The sequence below is a fragment of the Streptomyces sp. EDA2-14 genome (genome assembly GCF_054963755.1).
In genome coordinates, this window is sequence record NZ_JBUEGE010000011.1 from 234,795 (window position 1) to 251,855 (window position 17,061).

Here is a 17,061-nt window from a genome sequence, read left to right on the forward strand (position 1 = left end):
CGTCAGTTCCCCCCTGCCCCGGCCGCGTCGGCGACCGGCTCCGCGAGCTCCATGAGTTCCATCAGGTCCGTGTCCTCATCGGCGAGGAGCCCGGCGTCGGGGCGCGCCCCGGCCGCGATCAGCTCCTTCGCCGCGTACACGTCGCCGCCGCGCTCCGCGGCGAAGGCCGCCCTGAGCACGCCGTCGGCCAGGTAGAAGGCGATGAAGTCGCGCTCGGCGGGCGAGCCGCGCACGACGAGCCGGTCCCAGCCGTGCGGATCACCACAGTGCTGGAGATTGAGGCCGAACTGGTCGGACCAGAACCAGTGCGGGTCGTCGTACACGACACTCCGGCCGAGGATGTTCTTGGCCGCGGCCATCGCCTGCTTGTTGGCGTTGTCGAAGTGCTCGACGCGCACCCACCGGCCGTACACGGGGTGCTTGTGGTTGGCGACGTCACCGGCCGCGTAGACGCCGGGGACGCTGGTGCGGCAGTGCTCGTCGGCGAGGACGCCGTTCGAGACGGACAGTCCGGAGGCACGGGCCACCTCGGTGTTGGGGAGCGCGCCGACCGCGACGACCACGGCGTCGCCCGCCACCTCGAGACCGCTCTCCGTGGTGACGACGACGGCGTCCGGTGTCGTGGTCACCGTCCTGACGGTCTCGCCGGTGTGCAGCTCGACTCCGCTCGCTCGCTGCACCTCGGCGCAGAACTGGCCGAGTTGCGGGCCGAGCACGCCCGCGAGCGGCACGGCCGCCTGTTCGAGGACCACCGGGGTGACACCCCGGGCAAGCGCGGTGGAGGCGACCTCCGAGCCGACGAATCCGGCGCCGACGATCACCACGCGGCCACCGGGGCGCAGGAGTTCGCGCAGCCGGAGCGCGTCGGCCATGCCCCGCAGATGCACGATCCGCGGGTCGTCCCCGGGCACGCCGGGCAGTCGGCGGGCGCGGGCCCCGGTGGCGAGGAGGACGCGGTCGGCGGGGATGCGGCCGCCGTCCGTGAGTTCCACGGCGCGGCCCGCGGTGTCGATGCGGCGGGCGGTGGCGCCGAGGCGGAGCGCGATGTCGTTGTCGCGGCACCAGTCCTCGGAGAGCAGGGCGGCGTCCTCGGGGCCCTGCGAGCCGTCGAGGAGCTCCTTGCTGAGCGGCGGGCGCTGGTAGGGGGCGTACGGCTCGTCGCCGATCAGGGTGATGGTTCCGGCGAAGCCGCGGCGGCGCAGGGTGCGGGCGGCGACGGCCGCGGTCTGGCCCGCGCCGACCACGGCGACACTGCGGGGGTTCTCCGACTGCTCGGGCATGGGGCTCACTCCTGTACGGGCAGGGCCGCCGCGGCGGCGGTGAGGGACTCCGCGTCCACCTGGACCCGGCCGGCCTCGACCCGCACCGGATAGCCGGGCTGGCACTCGTCCCGGTCGTCCGCCCGCCCGGTGCGCAGGTCGAAGGCCCACTGGTGGCCGGGGCAGATGAGGCGGCCATTGAGGACGGTGCCGCGGGACAGGGCCTTGCCCTTGTGCACGCAGGCGTCGGCGAACGCGTAGACCTCGCCGCCGTCGTGGAAGAGGGCGATGCGGGTGTCGCCGACGGTCACGAGCTTCTTGCGACGCCTGCTGAGGTCGGTGAGTTCGGCGACGTCCACCCAGTCGGACATGGGCTCCCTCCCTGTCGTTCGGTCCAGGTGTGCGGGCTGCGAAAGGGGGCGGCGCCCGCCGCCCCGTTCCGGCCTTCCGTCATGCGGCCGCGGCCTGCTCCAGGTCCGGGCGGACATAGGTGTCGTACAGCGCCTTGGTGTACGCGAAGCGCATCTCGGCGCCCCAGCGCACGAATTGGAGGCAGCGCTGCTGCAATTGCGGGGTGTCGGCGTGGTCGAGCACGATCTGGTAGCCGCGTTCGCCGTGCACGACGTCGGACGTGATGTGGAGTTCGAAGAACTCGATTTCGTCCTCGGTGAATCCGTAGGAGCCGCGCAGCGGAATGATCTGCTTCTTGTAGATGCTGGGGACCTGCGATTCGAGGCCGACGACGAGCGCGGCGGTGGCGACGACGAAGTGCTCGCGCATCGCGACGGCGTAGCACCAGGACTGGAGGCCGCGGGTGACCGCGTTCATGTTGGACGGGTCCTCGACGCGCTCCCGCGTGGTGCCGCAGGCCTCGGCGAACCGGATGAGGAGGTCGGTGTGGCGGATGTCCGCGATCTCCTCCTCGTACATGTTCTGGAGGGTGAAGTCCTTGGCGCCGGTGAATTCGTCCGGGGTGTTTCCGTAGATGTAGCCGAGGTAGTCGGCGAACGGGCCGACGTAGTGATAGTGGTTCTCGGCCCAGCGCGCGAAGTGCTCGCGCTTGAGTTCGCCGTCGGCCCATGCCTTGCTGAAGGAGGCGTTCTTCGCCTCGCGACCCTTGATGGCGTTTTCGAGAGCGCTGCGGAATTCGTCCCTGGAGAGAAGCTCGGTCATGTTGCGGCGTCCTTTCCGCTTTCCGGTTGACTCCAAAGTAGGCGGGGCGAGTTGAGCGGTGGATGGTGTTTGTGCACAGGCCCTGCGGCGAACTCTGTGCACAGTGCCGGGGCTCCCCTCGGCCACTTCGGAGGAGTTCAGAAGATCACCGTGGCGAGCGCCGTCGCCGCCGCGAGCCCCGCGACCACGGGCAGGAAGCAGTGGCGTACGAGTTCCTGCACGGGCACCCGTGCCACGCCGGCCACGGCGAGCAGCGAGGACCAGGCGATGAGGGTGCCGCCGCCGGTCCACACCGAGCCCATCTGACCGACGGCGGCCAGGGTCGCCGGGTCCGTGTGCGCGGCAGGGCCCAGCGCCCCGGCCAGCGATCCGGTCAGCGGCAGTCCCGCGAAGCCGGAGCCCTCCAGGCCGGTGATCATGCCGATGAGGAGGATGGCGAAGGACAGCACGAAGCCGTTGTCGGGGATGTGCTGGTCGACGGAGGCCACCAGGTCGAACAGGAGGGCCGGTGGCTTGGCCTCGTGCACGCCCGTGATCTGCGAGATGAACTCGGCGTTCCCGAGGAAGAAGAAGCCCGCGATGGGCACGACGACGCCCATCGCCTTGAACGCGAACACCAGACCGTCCACGACGTGGGAGGCGGCGGTGGTCAGCCCGTGGCTGCCGTCGATGCTGAAGACCGCCGCGAACAGCAGCAGCATCGCGACGCCCCCGACGAGCCCGGCCGCCTCGTCGCCCTGCACGTCGCCGACCACGTCGGTGAACTTGCCGAGGAGCATGTAGCCGACGATGGCGGCGAAGGTGACCGGGACGAGCACGGCGAACAGGCGGGAGCGGCGCACCGGTTCGGCCTTCGCCGGGGCCGCCGCGGTGTCCGGGGCGCTTTCGAGTACCTGCGTGCCGGTGTCGGATCCGGTGGCGGCGCGCGTCGCGGCAGCGGCGGCCGTCCCCTTGCCGATGCCGCGGGCGCCGGGCGCGCCGCCGAGCTGCGGTTCGGCCCCGAGGTCGAGACCGTTCTCGCGGGCGAGCCAGCGCAGTTCGTGCTCGTCGCTGGCGACGCCCAGGGAGCGCCGGGCGCGCCAGTACAGGAAGCCCAGGGCCACCGCGCCGGTGATCAGTGACAGCACCATGGCGCGGTCCGCGACGGCGCTCGTGCCCACCCCGGCGGCCTTCGCGGACAGTCCCGGCGCGACCTGGATGACGTAGTCGCTGGAGAGCGCCATGCCCTGGCCCGCGACGGCCATCACCGCGCCCGCGGTCATGGCGGGGAGACCGGCCCGGATCGCGGCGGGCAGCAGGATCGCGCCGATGAGCGGGACGGCGGGCGTCGGCCAGAAGAAGAGGCTGATGAAGTACGTGGCGGCGGCGATGGTCAGGAACGCGGCCCGCCCGCCCCGCATCAGCGCGCGGAACGGACGCACCATGCGCTGCTCGGCGCCCATCGCGCGCAGCCCGCCGAGCAGCGCGGTGATGATGGCGATGATGAGGAAGATGGAGAAGAGTTCACCGGCGGCCGTCAGGCTCGCGGTGAAGATCGAGGCGAGTCCCTTGACGAGGTCGCCGCTGTAGGCCCAGGCCGTCAGGAAGGTCGCGAGGACGGCCGGGACGACGATGTTCCGGCGCGCGATCATCACGCCGATGATGACTACTACCCCCGCGAGATACGTCCAGTGCGCAGCAGTGAGTTCCACGTCCGCACTCCCTACCCGGCGCCCGGGTCAGCGGGGCCGAAGTTCCGATGGTTGTCGGGTGGTTGACGGGCATGCTGACGACCCCGGCTGCCAGGCCACAGGGGGACGATGCACATTGTCGGCGACATTATTTGTGCAGTGTGCGGGCCGGTGACACCGTGCGTTTCCCCTGGATTTCGGGCCGGTGACCGGGCCGTCGCACGGGGCGGCGCGTGTGCCAAGTGCCCTGCCGCGCACGCATTTCGTGGGCGGTGTGCACATGGCTCGCGACGGGTGTGTCCGTGCATACTCCGGGCATGCGCGCCGCCCGCCTCGGTCTGCTTCCCCTGCTCACCGCGACGCTGACCACGACGATGGCGAACACCGTGGTCAACGTCCCCATGACGGCGATCCTGGCCGATCTGCACGCGCCGCTCGGCCGGGGTGTGCTGGTGGCGACCGCGTTCCCGGTGACCCTCGCGGCGCTGATGCCGCTGTCCGGGTGGCTGGGCGACCGGTTCGGGCACCGTCGGGTGCTGTGCGCGTCGATGGCGTCGATGATCCTGGGCGCGGCGGGGGCGGCGCTCGCCCCGAACCTGCCGCTGCTCGTGGCGTTCCGCATGCTTCAGGGCCTGTCGGCGGCGCCGGTGCTGCCGGTGGTGATGGTCCTCGTCGTGCAGGTGCTCGGGGAGGAACGGCGCGGCAGGGCGCTGTCGTTGTGGGCGGCGGCGAACGGGGCGGGGCAGGCGCTCGGCCCGACCACGGGTGGCGTGCTCGCCGAACTCCTCGGCTGGCGCGCGGTGTTCTGGCAGATCGTGCCGCTGTCCGCGCTCGTCGTGGTCGGCGGATGGCTGCTGCTGCCCCGCGACGACTGCTGTGACCGCGCGGACGGCGGTGACCGGGCACGGCCGCGGCCCCGCCTGGACGCGGCCGGTGCGCTGACCCTGACGTGCGGGGCGGCGCTGCTGCTCGTGTCCGCCGCCGCGGTGCCCTCGCTGGGCGTGGGGGCGCCCGTGGTGTGGGGAGCGGCGGTTGCCGGAGTGTGCGCGCTCGGCGCCTTCCTGCTGGTCGAGAGCGGCCGGTCCGCGCCTTTCCTGCACCCCCGCCGGCTGGTCGAACTCCGCTGGGTGCGGTCGTCGTTCGCGGCGGCGGTGCAGATGTTCGTGCTCGGCGCGGTGCTCCTGGCCGTCCCCGCCCACCTCGTCGGTACGCAGGGCATGTCGCAGTCCCGTACCGGGCTTGCCGTCCTGGCACTGCCACTGGCGATGGCGTCGCTCGCCCCGGTGGCCGGGCGGTGCACGGAGCGGTACGGCGGGCGGGGTGTCATGCGGTGGGGTCTCGCGGTGCTGCTCTGCGGGTCGGTGCTGCTGGCGGCCGGGACCGGGGCCGGCGTGGGTGTGTGGCCGGTGGTGGCCGCGCTCGTGCTGACCGGGTCGGGGATCGCGTTCGTGCAGACCCCGGCGGCCACGGGTGCCTCGCGCTCGGCGGCGGGGCGCACGGGGGCGGGCCTCGGCCTGTTCAGCCTGATCCGCTTCGGTGCGACGTCTTTGGGCGCGGCGTCCGTGGCGCTGCTCGGCACCCAACCATCCGACCTGGTCCGGGTGTTCGTGGTGTGTGCGGGGATCGCGGCGGTCGGGGTGGTCGTGGCATCGGTGGGACGCGACAGCGGCGCCTCCGGGAGGACCGGCCGTCCTACGCCGGCGGCGCCAGCTCCGCCTGCAGCACCCGCAGCGAGTCGTTCAGCGAATCGATCCGATGGGCCAGCCACACCGTGAACTGCGTCTCCGCCACCCGTACGTCCATGCCGAGGGCCCGCGAGGCACGTTCCAGCTTGTACAGCATGGTGTTGCGGTGCAGTTGGAGTCGGCGGGCCGCCGCGTTGAGGTTGCCGGACTCGGCTATGTAGGCCAGCACGACCTCCTCCAGGTTCCCGGTCTGCCCGTCCGCGCGGCGCAGCGGCCCGAGCACCTCGTGGGCGAACTCCCGCCCCTGCGCCGAGTTCGCCGCCGCCTCGACCGCCGCGAAGACCTGCAGCTCGTCGTAGCCGCACACCTCCGCCACGCGCACCCGCCCCGACAGCTCCAGAGCGATCCGCGCCTCCCGGTAGCTCGCCGCGACACCGGCCGCACCGAGCGCGGCCCGCCCGTACGCCACCTGCACACCGCTCGACATGCGCTCGGAGACGAGCCGCTGGAGCTGCCGCCCGAACCGCGCCTGCGCCCCCTTGCCCGCATCGGACCCGAACTCGGCGACCACCACGAGTAGTTGTCCCATCAGCGCCGCCAGGGTGAAACCGGGCCCGCCACGCAGCGCGCCCACCGCGCGCGGCAGGGACTGCGCCCTGACCGGACCCGCGTACGGCACGGACGCGACGAACACGGCGTGCTCGGCCTCCGTGTCGAAGCGGTAGTGCCGCGATCTGGCCTCCAGTTCGTGCGCGTCGGTGAAGCGGCCGTGCACGAGGGTGTCGAGGAAGTCGTCGCGCGAGCGCTCCTCCGCCTCGACGACCGAGCGCTGCCGCAGGATCTCGGAGGCGACGAGGGGCGCCCCCTGTTCGACGATGACCCGGTGCTGGGCGAGGTCGTGGGCGGCGGGCTCGGCGCCGGGTTCCACGACGGCGACCGTCCCGTACGGCTCGCCCGCCACCCGCACCGGGGCAGTGACGACGTGCACCTCCTCGTCGCCCCAGGCCACGTCGTGGTCGGTGGCGGTGGCGTGGGTGTGTCCGGCGGCGGACTCGACGGGCGGCCCCTGCTTGGTGTGCACCGCGTCCGCGAGCTCCTGCCACCGCGCGTCCGTGGCGGACCGCTCCCGCTCGGCGCGGGACAGGAGCCCGCCCTCCTCGTCCATGATGAGCACGCAGGCGCCCGCGAGCGTGGCCATGGACCGGGCGAGCGCGGGAAGCCCCGAACCGGACGCGAAGACCTCGCCCAGGGTGCGGTGCACGCGCACGCCGTACTCCAGCACATGGGCGCTGTCCGCGATCGTCTTCGTCGCCACGAGCCGCCCGATGTGGTGGTACGTGGCCTCGGGCGCGAGCCGCACCAGCGGCAGGTCCGCGGCGTCCGCCGCCCGCATCAGCGGCCCGAAGTCCGGTTCCACGCCCGGCTGCGGGCGGGCGAGGACGGCGGCGACGCCGCGCGCCGCGAGCCCGGCGAGCAGACGCCGGCAGTCGGGCGCGCACGTCAGCTCGGCGACCGGCGCGTACACCACGATCCCGGTCAGGTCCGCGCCCGCCGCGGGACGCTCGGGGCCGGGCCCCGGCGGCAGTTCCGCCAGCGGCAGGCACCACGTCACCGCGTGCCGCAGGCCGGCCTTCCCGCCGAGGAGCCGTCCGCCGACGGCGGGCTCGGCGAGGAGCCTTTCGACCGTCAACTCCCTTTTGTGCGCTACGTCGTGTGCCATCTGCCTACATCCTCCTGCGGCGAAGGTGCGGATTGTACGAAGCCGCCCGGCACCTTCGCGACGAATGCTGGGGGCACGGGAAAAGCCGATGACGCGGTCGGGGCCGACGAGAACGTGGAGGTCATCTTGACTCAGAAGCCACTTGCGCACCAGACCACCTCCCGCAACCACCCACCGGCGGCGGTGACGTCCTTCGACCCGGCCGCCCCGCACCGACAGGTCACCGAGGTACCGGCGTCGAGCGCGGCCGACGCCGCCGACGCGGTGCGCACGGCCGATCTCGCCCTGTCCTCGTGGGCCGGTGCGACCGCCGGGCGGCGCGCGGAGGCGCTGCACGGCGCGGCGGCCGCGCTCGCCGAGGACTCGGCCGCGATCGCCGCGCTGATCTGCGCCGAAGAGGGCAAGACGCTCGGTGCCGCGCGCGGCGAAGTGGCCAAGACGGTCGAGCAGTTCCGGCTCGCGGCGCAGCTGGCGTTCTTCGTCGAGGGCACCACGTACCCGGCCGAGTCCGCGGGTGTGTCCGCGTGGACGCTGCGGGTGCCGCTCGGTGTCGTCGTGGCCGTCACGCCGTGGAACTTCCCGCTGTCGCTCGCGGCCCGCAAGGTGGCGCCCGCGCTCGCGGCGGGCAACACGGTCGTCTTCAAGCCGTCGCCGGTGACACCGGGCGTCGGGGCCCGGCTCGCCGCGGCCTGCCATCGCGGCGGGGTGCCCGAGGAGGCGCTGCGCGTGGTGCAGGGCGACGATCCGGAGACGATGGCCGCGCTGGCCGGGGCGCCGCAGGTGCGGGCCGTCAGCTTCACCGGCTCGGACCGGACCGGCGCCGTACTGCACCGCACCGTGCGCCCCGGCGTCCGTACGCAGTTCGAACTCGGCGGGCACAACGCGGCGTTGGTGTGTGCCGACGCCGACCTGGAGCACGCGGCGACCGAGGTGGCGGCGGGCGCCTTCGGCCTGACGGGGCAGGTGTGCACGGCGACGGACCGGGTGCTGGTGGACCGGGCCGTGGCGGCCGAGTTCACCGAACTCCTGGCGGAGCGCACCGCGAAGCTCACCGTGGGGCCCGGCGACGACCCGGCCGCGGCGATGGGCCCGGCGGCCACGGCGGTCCAGCGGGACCGGGTCGCCGGACTGCTGGACTCGGCGCTCGCGGCGGGGGCGCGGGCGGTCGCGGGCGGCACCCTGGTCCCCGGCGCCGACCCGGCGGGCCACTGGCTGCTGCCGACGCTGCTCACCGGCGTCCCCGCGGGCCACCCCGTGAACACCGCGGAGATCTTCGGCCCGCTGCTCTCGGTCGTACCGGTCGAGGGCCCGGAGGAGGCCCTGGCCGCCCTCAACTCCGACGCCCACCGGCTGGTCACCGCCGTGCACACCCGCGACCTGGCCACGACGGCCCGCTTCGTGCGGGCCGCGCGGCACGGCATCGTCAAGGTCAACCAGCGGACCACCGGAAACGGCGTCGCGCCTCCCTTCGGCGGCTGGGGCGCGTCCAGCTCCGGCGCGTTCCCGGAGGGCGGCCGGGCGGCCCTGGAGTTCGTGACGGACACCAAGACGGTCTACTGCGACGCACTCACAGCCCGCTGACCCCTACGCCCTGGGAGGAACGCATGCACACCATCCACCGCCTCACCCTCGAAGACGCCGTGATCATGCTGGAGGCCGCGGAGGCCGAGGCCGCGCGGGTCGGCGTCAAGCAGACGATCTGCATCGCCGACGACGGTGCCCACCCCATCGCCCTGCACCGGATGACGGGCGCCCGTCTCACCGGCGTGGAGATCGCCATCGCGAAGGCGTTCACGGCGGCGGGCCACCAGCGCGCCACCCATCTGTTCAACGAGGAGCCGAAGGGCCCCGCCCTCCCCGGCAACGAGGCGTTCGGCATCCAGCACATGCACCCCGGCCGCTTCGCCGCCTTCGTCGGCGGCTTCCCGATCGTGTACGAGGGCCAGGTCATCGGCGCCGTGGGAGTCAGCGGGGGCAATGGGGACCAGGACAAGGCGGTGGGCGCGGCGGCGCTCGCCGCGTTCGAGGAGAAGGTGGCGGTCCGCACGCGGTGACGCCCGCAGCCTCTTCCGGTTGATAGGCAAGCGAAGACTTGCCTATGCTGGGGTCGTGGCCGACGACCTGTTCAAAGCCCTGGCCGACCCCACCCGCCGCACGATCCTCGACGAGCTGACGCAGAAGTCGGGGCAGACACTGTTCGAGATCTGCTCCCGGCTGACCATGAGGCATCAGCTGAGCCTGTCCCGGCAGGCCGTCTCCCAGCACCTCGCCGTGCTGGAGGCGGCCGGGCTCGTCGAGACCAGGCGGGAGGGTCGCTACAAGTTCCATGAGCTGAACACCGCCCCGCTGCGCGCGATAGCCGAGCGGTGGCCCCAGTCAGCAGCCCGTACGCAGGAACCGGAAGAGAGCACCCCATGAAGATCCACATGACCAGCGTCTTCGTCGACGACCAGGCCAAGGCGGCGCACTTCTACACCGAGATCCTCGGCTTCAAGAAGAAGCACGACGTGGACCTGGGCGGCGGCGCCCGTTGGCTGACCGTCGTGTCGTCCGAGGAGCCCGACGCCGCCGAGCTCCTCCTCGAGCCCTCGGGCCACCCGGCCGTCAAGCCCTACCGGGACGCGCTGATCGCGGACGGCATCCCGCTCGCCCAGTTCGCCGTCGACGACGTGCAGGCCGAGTACGAGCGGCTGACCGCGCTCGGCGTGCACTTCACGCAGGAGCCGCTGGAGATGGGCCCGGTCACCACGGCCGTGCTCGACGACACCTGCGGCAATCTCATCCAGATCGCCACCGAGCCGAAGTAGCGCCGGGTTCGGGTCAGGCGCGGCGCCGCCCGAAGAGCGCGATGCCCGCGGCGACCGCGGAGGCCAGCAGCCCGATCCCGCCGAAGATCAGCGGCAGCAGCCACAGTCCGAGGAATCCGTTGATCCGTGCGTCCTCGGGGGCATCGGCCCGGTACAGCACCTCGACGCGCTCCCCCTCCTCGTACGCGGGCGGGTTGGAGCCCGTCGAGCTGCGGAAGGTGTGCGGGGTGCCGTCGGCCGTGGCGAACTCGACGACCGGGTACGCCGCGGGCTCGTCGCGACTTCGCGACTTGCGGGACGAGCCGATGTCCTCGTCGCGCCACTGCAGGGAGACGACCGTGCCGGTGGTGCGGTCCCCCTCCCGCAGCAGCGAGACCGACGACCAGGCCAGGATCACGCCGACGACGAGGAAGATCCCGCCGAACGCCGACACCCCCAGCACGACCCACTTGCGAACGTTGCGTCCCCGCGCCTGAACCCGCACGTTGTGCCTCCCCGTTGTCCAAAGAACAGGGAGGCTATCGCAGCGGGACTCAGCTGCTGCCGGTGAGTTCCCCGCTGAGCTTTCCGTGCAGGGCGGCGCTGTCCGGGTTGAAGCCGACGATCTCGACGGTTTTGCCGCGCTCCGCGTACTTGGCCCCGATCGCGTCGAGCGCGGCGACCGAGGAGGCGTCCCAGACATGGGTCGCGGAGAGGTCGACGACCACCTTGTCGGGGTCGCCCGCATAGTCGAACCGGGTCACCAGGTCGTTGGAGGAGGCGAAGAAGAGCTCGCCGGTGACCGAATAGACCACTTGTCCGCCGTCGGGGTCGGTGACCGAGGTGACGTTCGCGACGTGGGCGACGCGCCGGGCGAAGATCACCATCGCGGTGATCGAGCCGACGACGACACCGATGGCGAGGTTGCTGGTGGCGACCACGACCACGACGGTCAGCACCATGACGACGATCTCGCCGGCCGGCATCCGCTTCAGGGTCTTCGGGGCGATGGAGTGCCAGTCGAACGTCGCGAAGCACACCATCACCATGACGGCGACCAGGGCGCCCATCGGGATCTCGGAGACGACCGGCCCGAACACCACGCACAGCACCATCAGGAACACACCCGCGAGGAACGTGGACAGGCGGGTCCTGGCCCCGGACACCTTTACGTTGATCATCGTCTGGCCGATCATGGCGCAGCCGCCCATGCCGCCGAAGAAGCCGGTGACGATGTTGGCGATGCCCTGACCGATCGACTCGCGGGTCTTGGACGAGCGGCTGTCGGTGATCTCGTCGACCAGCTTGGCCGTCATCAGGGATTCCATGAGCCCGACGAGCGCCATGGCGAGCGCGTACGGGGCGACGATCTTCAGGGTCTCGAAGGTGAACGGCACGTCCGGCAGCCCCGGCACCGGCAGCGAGGACGGCAGCGCGCCCTTGTCGCCCACGGTCGGCACCGCGATCCCGGCGGCGACCGTGATGACGGTGAGGACGACGATGGAGACCAGCGGCGCCGGGACGACCTTGGTGACCTTCGGGAAGAACACCATCAGCGCGAGTCCGCCGACGATCAGCGGATAGACGGCCCACGGCACGTCCGTCATCTCCGGCACCTGCGCCATGAAGATCATGATGGCGAGCGCGTTGACGAAACCGACCATCACGCTGCGCGGCACGAACCGCATCAGCTTGGCCACGCCGAGCGCGCCGAGGACGATCTGGAAGACACCGGCCAGGATGACGGCGGCGACCAGATACCCGAACCCGTGCTCCCGATTGAGCGGCGCGATCACCAGCGCGACCGCGCCGGTGGCCGCCGAGATCATGGCGCGCCGCCCGCCGACGACGGAGATGGTCACGGCCATGGTGAAGGCGGCGAAGAGACCGATCTGCGGATCGACGCCCGCGATGACCGAGAACGAGATCGCCTCGGGGATCAGGGCGAGCCCCACCACGAGCCCGCCCAGGATCTCGGTGCGCCACACCTTGGGGTCGGACCACCAGTCGGGGCGCAGACCGCGCAGCCGGGCGGCCGGGGACGGAGCGGGAGGGGCGGAGGAGGGGGACAAGGGAAAGTAACCTGTCGTGGTCGGGCACGCCGGCGTCACGCGGCCTGTGCGAGCGGGAGAACGGGCGGCACACGGCCGACCCTGACGACCAGCAACTCTACCCTAACGTTAGGGTAGAGATCGGCGTCGCCGACTGTGGCCCCGATGACACCACGCAGACACGGAGAAAGGCGCCGCGTGAGCAGCGAGCACATGCAGATCGGCGAGGTCGCCGCGCGGACCGAGCTGTCGTTGCGCACCATCCGGCACTACGAGGAGACGGGCCTCGTCATCCCGTCCGCCCGCTCGCAGGGCGGCTTCCGCCTCTACACCGAGCACGACGTGGCCCGCCTGATGGTGATCCGCCGCATGAAGCCGCTGGGCTTCACCCTCGACCAGATGCGGGACCTCCTGGACGCCACGGACCGCCTCGACGCGACCCCGCCCCCGGACGGCGCCGAGCGCGAGCAACTCCTCGACCGCGTCCGCCACTTCGAGCAGGCGGCGGCCGACCGCGTCGCGGACCTGCGCAAACAGCTGGGCCGCGCGGAGGAGTTCGCGGGAACGCTGCGGGAGCGGCTGGACGGGGCGGGAACGTAGCCCGCCCCTCCCCCGCTACGACCAGGGCAGCACCAGCACGCCCCACGCCACGGCGGGGCCGAGGGCCACGATGCCGCCCGTGTAGCTGATGACCTGGCGGTAGAAGCGCCGGGAGTCGACGCCCCGGGCGTTGGCGAGGACCAGGGCGCCGTTCGTGGAGAACGGTGAGGTGTCCACGATGGTGGTGGACACCGCGAGGGCCGCGATCAGCCCGGCCGCGTTGAGGTGGCTCGACAGCAGCAGCGGTACGGCGATGGGGATGATCGCCGTGAGGATCGCGGTGGACGAGGCGAAGGCCGAGGTGACGGCCACGGTGAAGCACAGCAGCAGCGCGACGACCAGCGGCGCGCCCAGACCTGCCGCGTGCTCGGAGACGTCCTCGATGACGCCGGCCTTCTCCAGCATGGCGATGTAGGTCATCATGCCCGCGACCAGGAGCAGGGTGGACCAGCTGATGCCGTCGACCGCCTTCTCCTGCCGCTTCATGTCCACCAGCGCGAGGACGGCGCCCGCGACGAGCGCCAGGAAACCGATCTCCAGCTGGAAGCCGAGCGCGCCGACCACGAGCGCGACGAGGAAGGCGAGTGTCAGCCACTGCCGCCAGTCGGGCCGTCCGGTGGTTGCCTCGTTCTCGTCCTCGGCCGCCGCCTCGGCGCTCGCGCTCAGCGGCACCTCGCGCTTGGACAGGAACAGGTACGTGATCAGCGACAGCACGAGATTGATCGCGAAGCTGGCGGCGAACAGGGTCACGGGCGAGACGTGCAGATCGGTCTTGTCGACGAGTCCGAGGACGAGCGCACCCGACACGGCGAGCGGAGAGAACGCGCCCGCATGTCCACCGCTGATCACCATCATGCCGACCATCAGCGGGTTGAGCTTGTACCGGTAGGCGAAGTTCATGCCGATCGGGACGAGCAGCGCGACGGCGGCCGGGGTGAAGGTGCCGAACGCCGTGAGCAGCGCCGCGACCAGGAACAGCACCCACGGGATGAGCGCGACCTTCCCGCGGACGAGCCGCACGCCCGCGGTGACGAGCAGGTCGATGGTGCCGTTGCGGCGGGCCACCGAGAACAGGTACGTGACCCCCACGATCGTCACGAACAGCTCCACCGGGAAGCCCTCGAAGATCTGCTCCTCGGTGAGGCCGAGCGTGGCACTGCCGACGGCGAACGTCGCGACGAAGGCGAGTATGCCCAGGTTGATCGGCAGCACGGTGCCGACGACGAACATCACCAACAGGGCGCCTATGGAGATCAGTTCAGGAGACATCATTGTCCTCGTTCCGGATTGGGCATGTGCACGGGTGCGCTGTTCAGGAAGCCCTGCGGGCCTGCGGTACGTAGATGTGGGCATCGGCGAGCAGTCGGGCCGCGCGCTGCACGGTGACCCGCCCCGGCGCCCCGTCGCGCACGTCGTCGCAGCGAACCGCCACGACCCCGGCGGGAGTTCCCAGCCGCAGCCACGCGCCGACCGGCCGTCCGTCCATGGCCCGTGACACCACGGAGCCCTCCAGGAGGCCGGCCGCGGCGACGGCGACCGCCGAGGTGAGGCCGATCGCGGGGTGCGGGGCGTTCATGGAGAGCATCCGCACCGAGACGTCGTAGTCGTCGGCCCGGACCTTCTCCTCCGCTGTGGTGGTGTACGGCACCGCGGGGCCGACCAGGCCCACCTTGGGCACCGCGTCGCCGGGTGCGCCGCCCGGCGGGACCAGGCCCATCAGGGGCGCGGCGGCGCGGCGGACCGCGCGCAGCCAGGGCACGTCGGCGCTCACGCCGCCCGGCTCCTCGGCGCCGGTACGGCCCGCCGCGCGGGCGTCCACGAGCACCACGGGCGCGCCGGCGTCGACCATGCTGACGCGCAGCACCTCCGCCTCGCCCAGCGCCAGCCGGTCGCTCGTCCGCCCGGTCGGCAGGAGCGAGCCGGTGGTGCCGCCCGCCGGGTCGAGGAAGGTGAGGCCGACCGCCACGCCGCCGGCCCGGGTGCCGGGCACCCGCTGCTCGCCGAACTCGTGCACCCGGCCGCCGGTGGTGTCCACGACGCCCTCCAGGACCGCGCCGGTGTTGCTGTTGCGCATCACCACCCGCGTACGGTCGCCGGTGACGGGCACCAGGCCCTTGGCCACCGCGTACAGTGCGATACCGGTCGCGCAGTTGCCGCAGTTGCTCGTCCACTCCACGGTCCCGGTGCCGATGCCGACCTGCGCGAAGAGGTAGTCGATGTCCACGCCAGGTGCGCGCGAGACACCGACGACGGCCGCCTTGGAGGTGGTGGGGGTGGCACCGCCGACGCCGTCGAGCACCACGGGTTCCGTGGATCCGTACGCGGCGACCAGCAGCTTCTCCAACTCGCTGCGGTCGGCTGGGACATGCACCTGACTGAACAACCAGCACTTGCTGGTGCCGCCACGTACCAGGGTCGCGGGAGTGTGCACAGCTTCGAGCTCTTTCTGATCGCACCGAGGGGACGCCGGCCGTGACGGCCCCGGGAGCGTCGCGCTCCGGTGGGCCCGGCGGCGGTGGCCATGACCTTCGCAGAGCCTCGGGTTGGGCACAATGGCGGTTTCCTTCACCAGGCTTTAGCTGAGCTAAAGTGGGGGGCATGCTGAACGTCCGCCGTCTGCTCCTGCTCACCGTGGCCGCCGAGTGCGGATCGCTGACCGCCGCGGCCGCTGAACTGGGCATGACCACCTCCGCCGCCTCCCAGCAGATGTCACTCCTTGAGCGGGAGGCGGGACAGCCACTCGTCGAGCGTCTGCCGCGCGGCATCCGCACCACCCCCGCGGGCGCGGCCCTGGCCGAGCGCGGCCGTACCATCCGCCGTGAACTGGGCGCGGCGGAAGCCGACTTGCAGGCCTTCGCCGACCTGGACCAGGGCACCCTCAGGCTCGGCTCCTTCCCCACCGCCAGCGCCTCGCTGCTGCCGCTCGCGCTCACCCGCTTCCGCCGCCGCCACCCCGGCATCCGGACCGTCGTGCGCGCCGGGGTCCTCGACGAGCTGCGCGACATGCTGCACGCGGGCGAGGTCGAGCAGGCGCTGTTGTGGGACTACGAGTGGAACCGCGTCGACGACGACGCGCTGGCCCTCACCCATCTCCTCGACGATCCGACGGTCCTGGTCGTGCCCGCCGACTCCCCGCTCCGTACCCGCCGTGCGCCGCGCCTGGCGGACCTCGCCGACGAGGAGTGGATCATCCGCGCGGACAATCACCCCGTCGCGGACGTGCTCCGCCGCTCCTGCCGTCGCGCCGGTTTCGAACCGCGCATCGCCTACGCGTCGCACGACTACCAGGAGGCCCAGGCCATGGTCGCCGCGGGCCTGGGCATCGCGCTCGCCCCACGCCTGGCCCTGACCAGCCGCCGCAGCGACGTGCGCCTCCTCGCCCTCACGTCCGACACCGCCCCGCCGACCCGCCGCATCCTCCTGGCGCGGGCCGCCGCCCGGGCCACGACGCCGCCCGCGGACGCGATGGCCCGCCTGCTGCGCACGGTGGCGCAGCGGTTCACCACCGCCGATCTGGACCGTACGCAGTTGGGGGCGGTACGCAGCGCGGGCAACGGCCGCTCGTAGCCCGCGGGAAAATGCCGCGCCATCGCGCCCGTCCCATGCCAGGATCCCGCCATGACCCGCACCGACATGCCGCCGTCCTGGGACGAGCGCACGATGCTCACGACGTTTCTCGACTACGCGCGCGCCACGGCCGTCGCCAAGTGCACGGGCCTCGCGCCGGAACACGGCGGCGCCGCGCCGCTGCCCGGCTCGCCCCTGATGACGCTGGGCGGCCTGATCAACCACCTGAGGTGGGTGGAGTACCACTGGATCCAGGTGATCTTCCTCGGCGAGGAGGACGCGGGCCCGTGGACCGACGAGGACCCCGACCGCGAAATGCGCCTCGGCGCACAGACGCCGGTCCCCCAACTCGTCGCCGAGTACGAGGAACAGAGCGCCCGCTACCGCGAACTGGCCTCCGGGACCGACCTGTTGACCACCGCGAAGCGTCCGGTCAGGGACGGTACGCACGTCACCCTCGGCTGGATCCTCATGCACCTCATCGAGGAGACGTCCCGGCACAACGGACACATCGACATCCTGCGGGAGATGGCCGACGGCACGGTGGGCG

17 protein-coding genes are annotated in these 17,061 nt (G+C 72.1%); 8 read left to right on the forward strand and 9 right to left on the reverse strand.

The window, feature by feature from the left end; translation table 11 throughout:
• Nucleotides 1-2: 2 nt before the first annotated feature.
• The 4 genes from ACY34M_RS25585 to ACY34M_RS25600 form a co-directional block, all read right to left on the reverse strand.
• Nucleotides 3-1,280, reverse strand: a complete 1,278-nt coding sequence (locus tag ACY34M_RS25585) for an NAD(P)/FAD-dependent oxidoreductase (RefSeq protein ID WP_462720641.1) — start codon at nt 1,278-1,280, stop codon at nt 3-5.
• Nucleotides 1,281-1,285: 5 nt separating this feature from the next.
• Nucleotides 1,286-1,630, reverse strand: coding sequence for a Rieske (2Fe-2S) protein (locus tag ACY34M_RS25590; RefSeq protein WP_462720642.1), 345 nt, complete (start codon nt 1,628-1,630; stop codon nt 1,286-1,288).
• A 79-nt stretch (nt 1,631-1,709) separates the two neighbouring features.
• Nucleotides 1,710-2,432, reverse strand: coding sequence for a TenA family transcriptional regulator (locus tag ACY34M_RS25595; protein WP_462720643.1), 723 nt, complete (start codon nt 2,430-2,432; stop codon nt 1,710-1,712).
• Nucleotides 2,433-2,569: 137 nt separating this feature from the next.
• Complete coding sequence (locus ACY34M_RS25600) at nt 2,570-4,123, reverse strand: hypothetical protein (protein ID WP_462720644.1); 1,554 nt, start codon at nt 4,121-4,123, stop codon at nt 2,570-2,572.
• 296 nt (nt 4,124-4,419) lie between these two features.
• Here ACY34M_RS25600 and ACY34M_RS25605 point away from each other — a divergent pair, with 296 nt between their 5' ends.
• Nucleotides 4,420-5,877: an MFS transporter gene (locus ACY34M_RS25605; RefSeq protein ID WP_462720645.1), complete on the forward strand. Its 1,458-nt coding sequence runs from the start codon at nt 4,420-4,422 to the stop codon at nt 5,875-5,877.
• On the opposite strand, the gene ACY34M_RS25610 is transcribed toward ACY34M_RS25605, so the two are convergent.
• Nucleotides 5,795-7,507: a helix-turn-helix domain-containing protein gene (locus tag ACY34M_RS25610; RefSeq protein WP_462720646.1), complete on the reverse strand. Its 1,713-nt coding sequence runs from the start codon at nt 7,505-7,507 to the stop codon at nt 5,795-5,797. The genes ACY34M_RS25605 and ACY34M_RS25610 overlap by 83 nt on opposite strands.
• 126 nt (nt 7,508-7,633) lie before the next feature.
• Between ACY34M_RS25610 and ACY34M_RS25615 the strand changes: the two genes are divergently transcribed.
• From ACY34M_RS25615 to ACY34M_RS25630, 4 genes are read left to right on the forward strand one after another with little or no spacing between them, the layout of a single operon-like run.
• On the forward strand, nt 7,634-9,088 hold the full coding sequence (locus tag ACY34M_RS25615; RefSeq protein WP_462720647.1) for an aldehyde dehydrogenase family protein: 1,455 nt from the start codon (nt 7,634-7,636) through the stop codon (nt 9,086-9,088).
• A gap of 23 nt (nt 9,089-9,111) precedes the next feature.
• The gene (locus tag ACY34M_RS25620) at nt 9,112-9,561 is read left to right on the forward strand and encodes a GlcG/HbpS family heme-binding protein (protein ID WP_462720648.1); all 450 of its coding nucleotides are present in this window, start codon (nt 9,112-9,114) and stop codon (nt 9,559-9,561) included.
• A gap of 55 nt (nt 9,562-9,616) precedes the next feature.
• On the forward strand, nt 9,617-9,925 hold the full coding sequence (locus ACY34M_RS25625; RefSeq protein ID WP_462720649.1) for an ArsR/SmtB family transcription factor: 309 nt from the start codon (nt 9,617-9,619) through the stop codon (nt 9,923-9,925).
• Entirely contained in the window at nt 9,922-10,314 is a 393-nt protein-coding gene (locus ACY34M_RS25630; protein ID WP_462720650.1) for a VOC family protein, read from the forward strand. Before ACY34M_RS25625 ends, ACY34M_RS25630 begins: the two co-directional genes overlap by 4 nt.
• 13 nt (nt 10,315-10,327) lie before the next feature.
• Here the strand turns inward: ACY34M_RS25630 and ACY34M_RS25635 are convergent, their stop codons facing one another.
• Nucleotides 10,328-10,798, reverse strand: coding sequence for a DUF3592 domain-containing protein (locus ACY34M_RS25635; RefSeq protein ID WP_462720651.1), 471 nt, complete (start codon nt 10,796-10,798; stop codon nt 10,328-10,330).
• A gap of 49 nt (nt 10,799-10,847) precedes the next feature.
• The gene (locus tag ACY34M_RS25640; RefSeq protein ID WP_462720652.1) at nt 10,848-12,365 is read right to left on the reverse strand and encodes a SulP family inorganic anion transporter; all 1,518 of its coding nucleotides are present in this window, start codon (nt 12,363-12,365) and stop codon (nt 10,848-10,850) included.
• A 177-nt stretch (nt 12,366-12,542) separates the two neighbouring features.
• Here ACY34M_RS25640 and ACY34M_RS25645 point away from each other — a divergent pair, with 177 nt between their 5' ends.
• Entirely contained in the window at nt 12,543-12,944 is a 402-nt protein-coding gene (locus ACY34M_RS25645; RefSeq protein ID WP_462720653.1) for a MerR family transcriptional regulator, read from the forward strand.
• Between the two features lie 15 nt (nt 12,945-12,959).
• Here the strand turns inward: ACY34M_RS25645 and ACY34M_RS25650 are convergent, their stop codons facing one another.
• Both ACY34M_RS25650 and ACY34M_RS25655 read right to left on the reverse strand, forming a co-directional pair.
• Nucleotides 12,960-14,213 carry an SLC13 family permease gene (locus ACY34M_RS25650; protein WP_462720654.1) on the reverse strand — a complete coding sequence of 418 codons (1,254 nt, stop codon included), beginning with the start codon at nt 14,211-14,213 and terminating at the stop codon, nt 12,960-12,962.
• 43 nt (nt 14,214-14,256) lie between these two features.
• Nucleotides 14,257-15,375 (reverse strand): PrpF domain-containing protein, encoded by a 1,119-nt coding sequence (locus tag ACY34M_RS25655; protein WP_462720655.1) that lies wholly within the window; start codon nt 15,373-15,375, stop codon nt 14,257-14,259.
• 167 nt (nt 15,376-15,542) lie between these two features.
• Here ACY34M_RS25655 and ACY34M_RS25660 point away from each other — a divergent pair, with 167 nt between their 5' ends.
• Together ACY34M_RS25660 and ACY34M_RS25665 are read left to right on the forward strand one after the other, a co-directional pair.
• Nucleotides 15,543-16,511, forward strand: a complete 969-nt coding sequence (locus tag ACY34M_RS25660; protein ID WP_462720656.1) for a LysR family transcriptional regulator — start codon at nt 15,543-15,545, stop codon at nt 16,509-16,511.
• Nucleotides 16,512-16,562: 51 nt separating this feature from the next.
• Nucleotides 16,563-17,061 (forward strand): DinB family protein (locus ACY34M_RS25665; protein ID WP_462720657.1); only part of this gene is annotated, 499 nt, incomplete at its 3' end.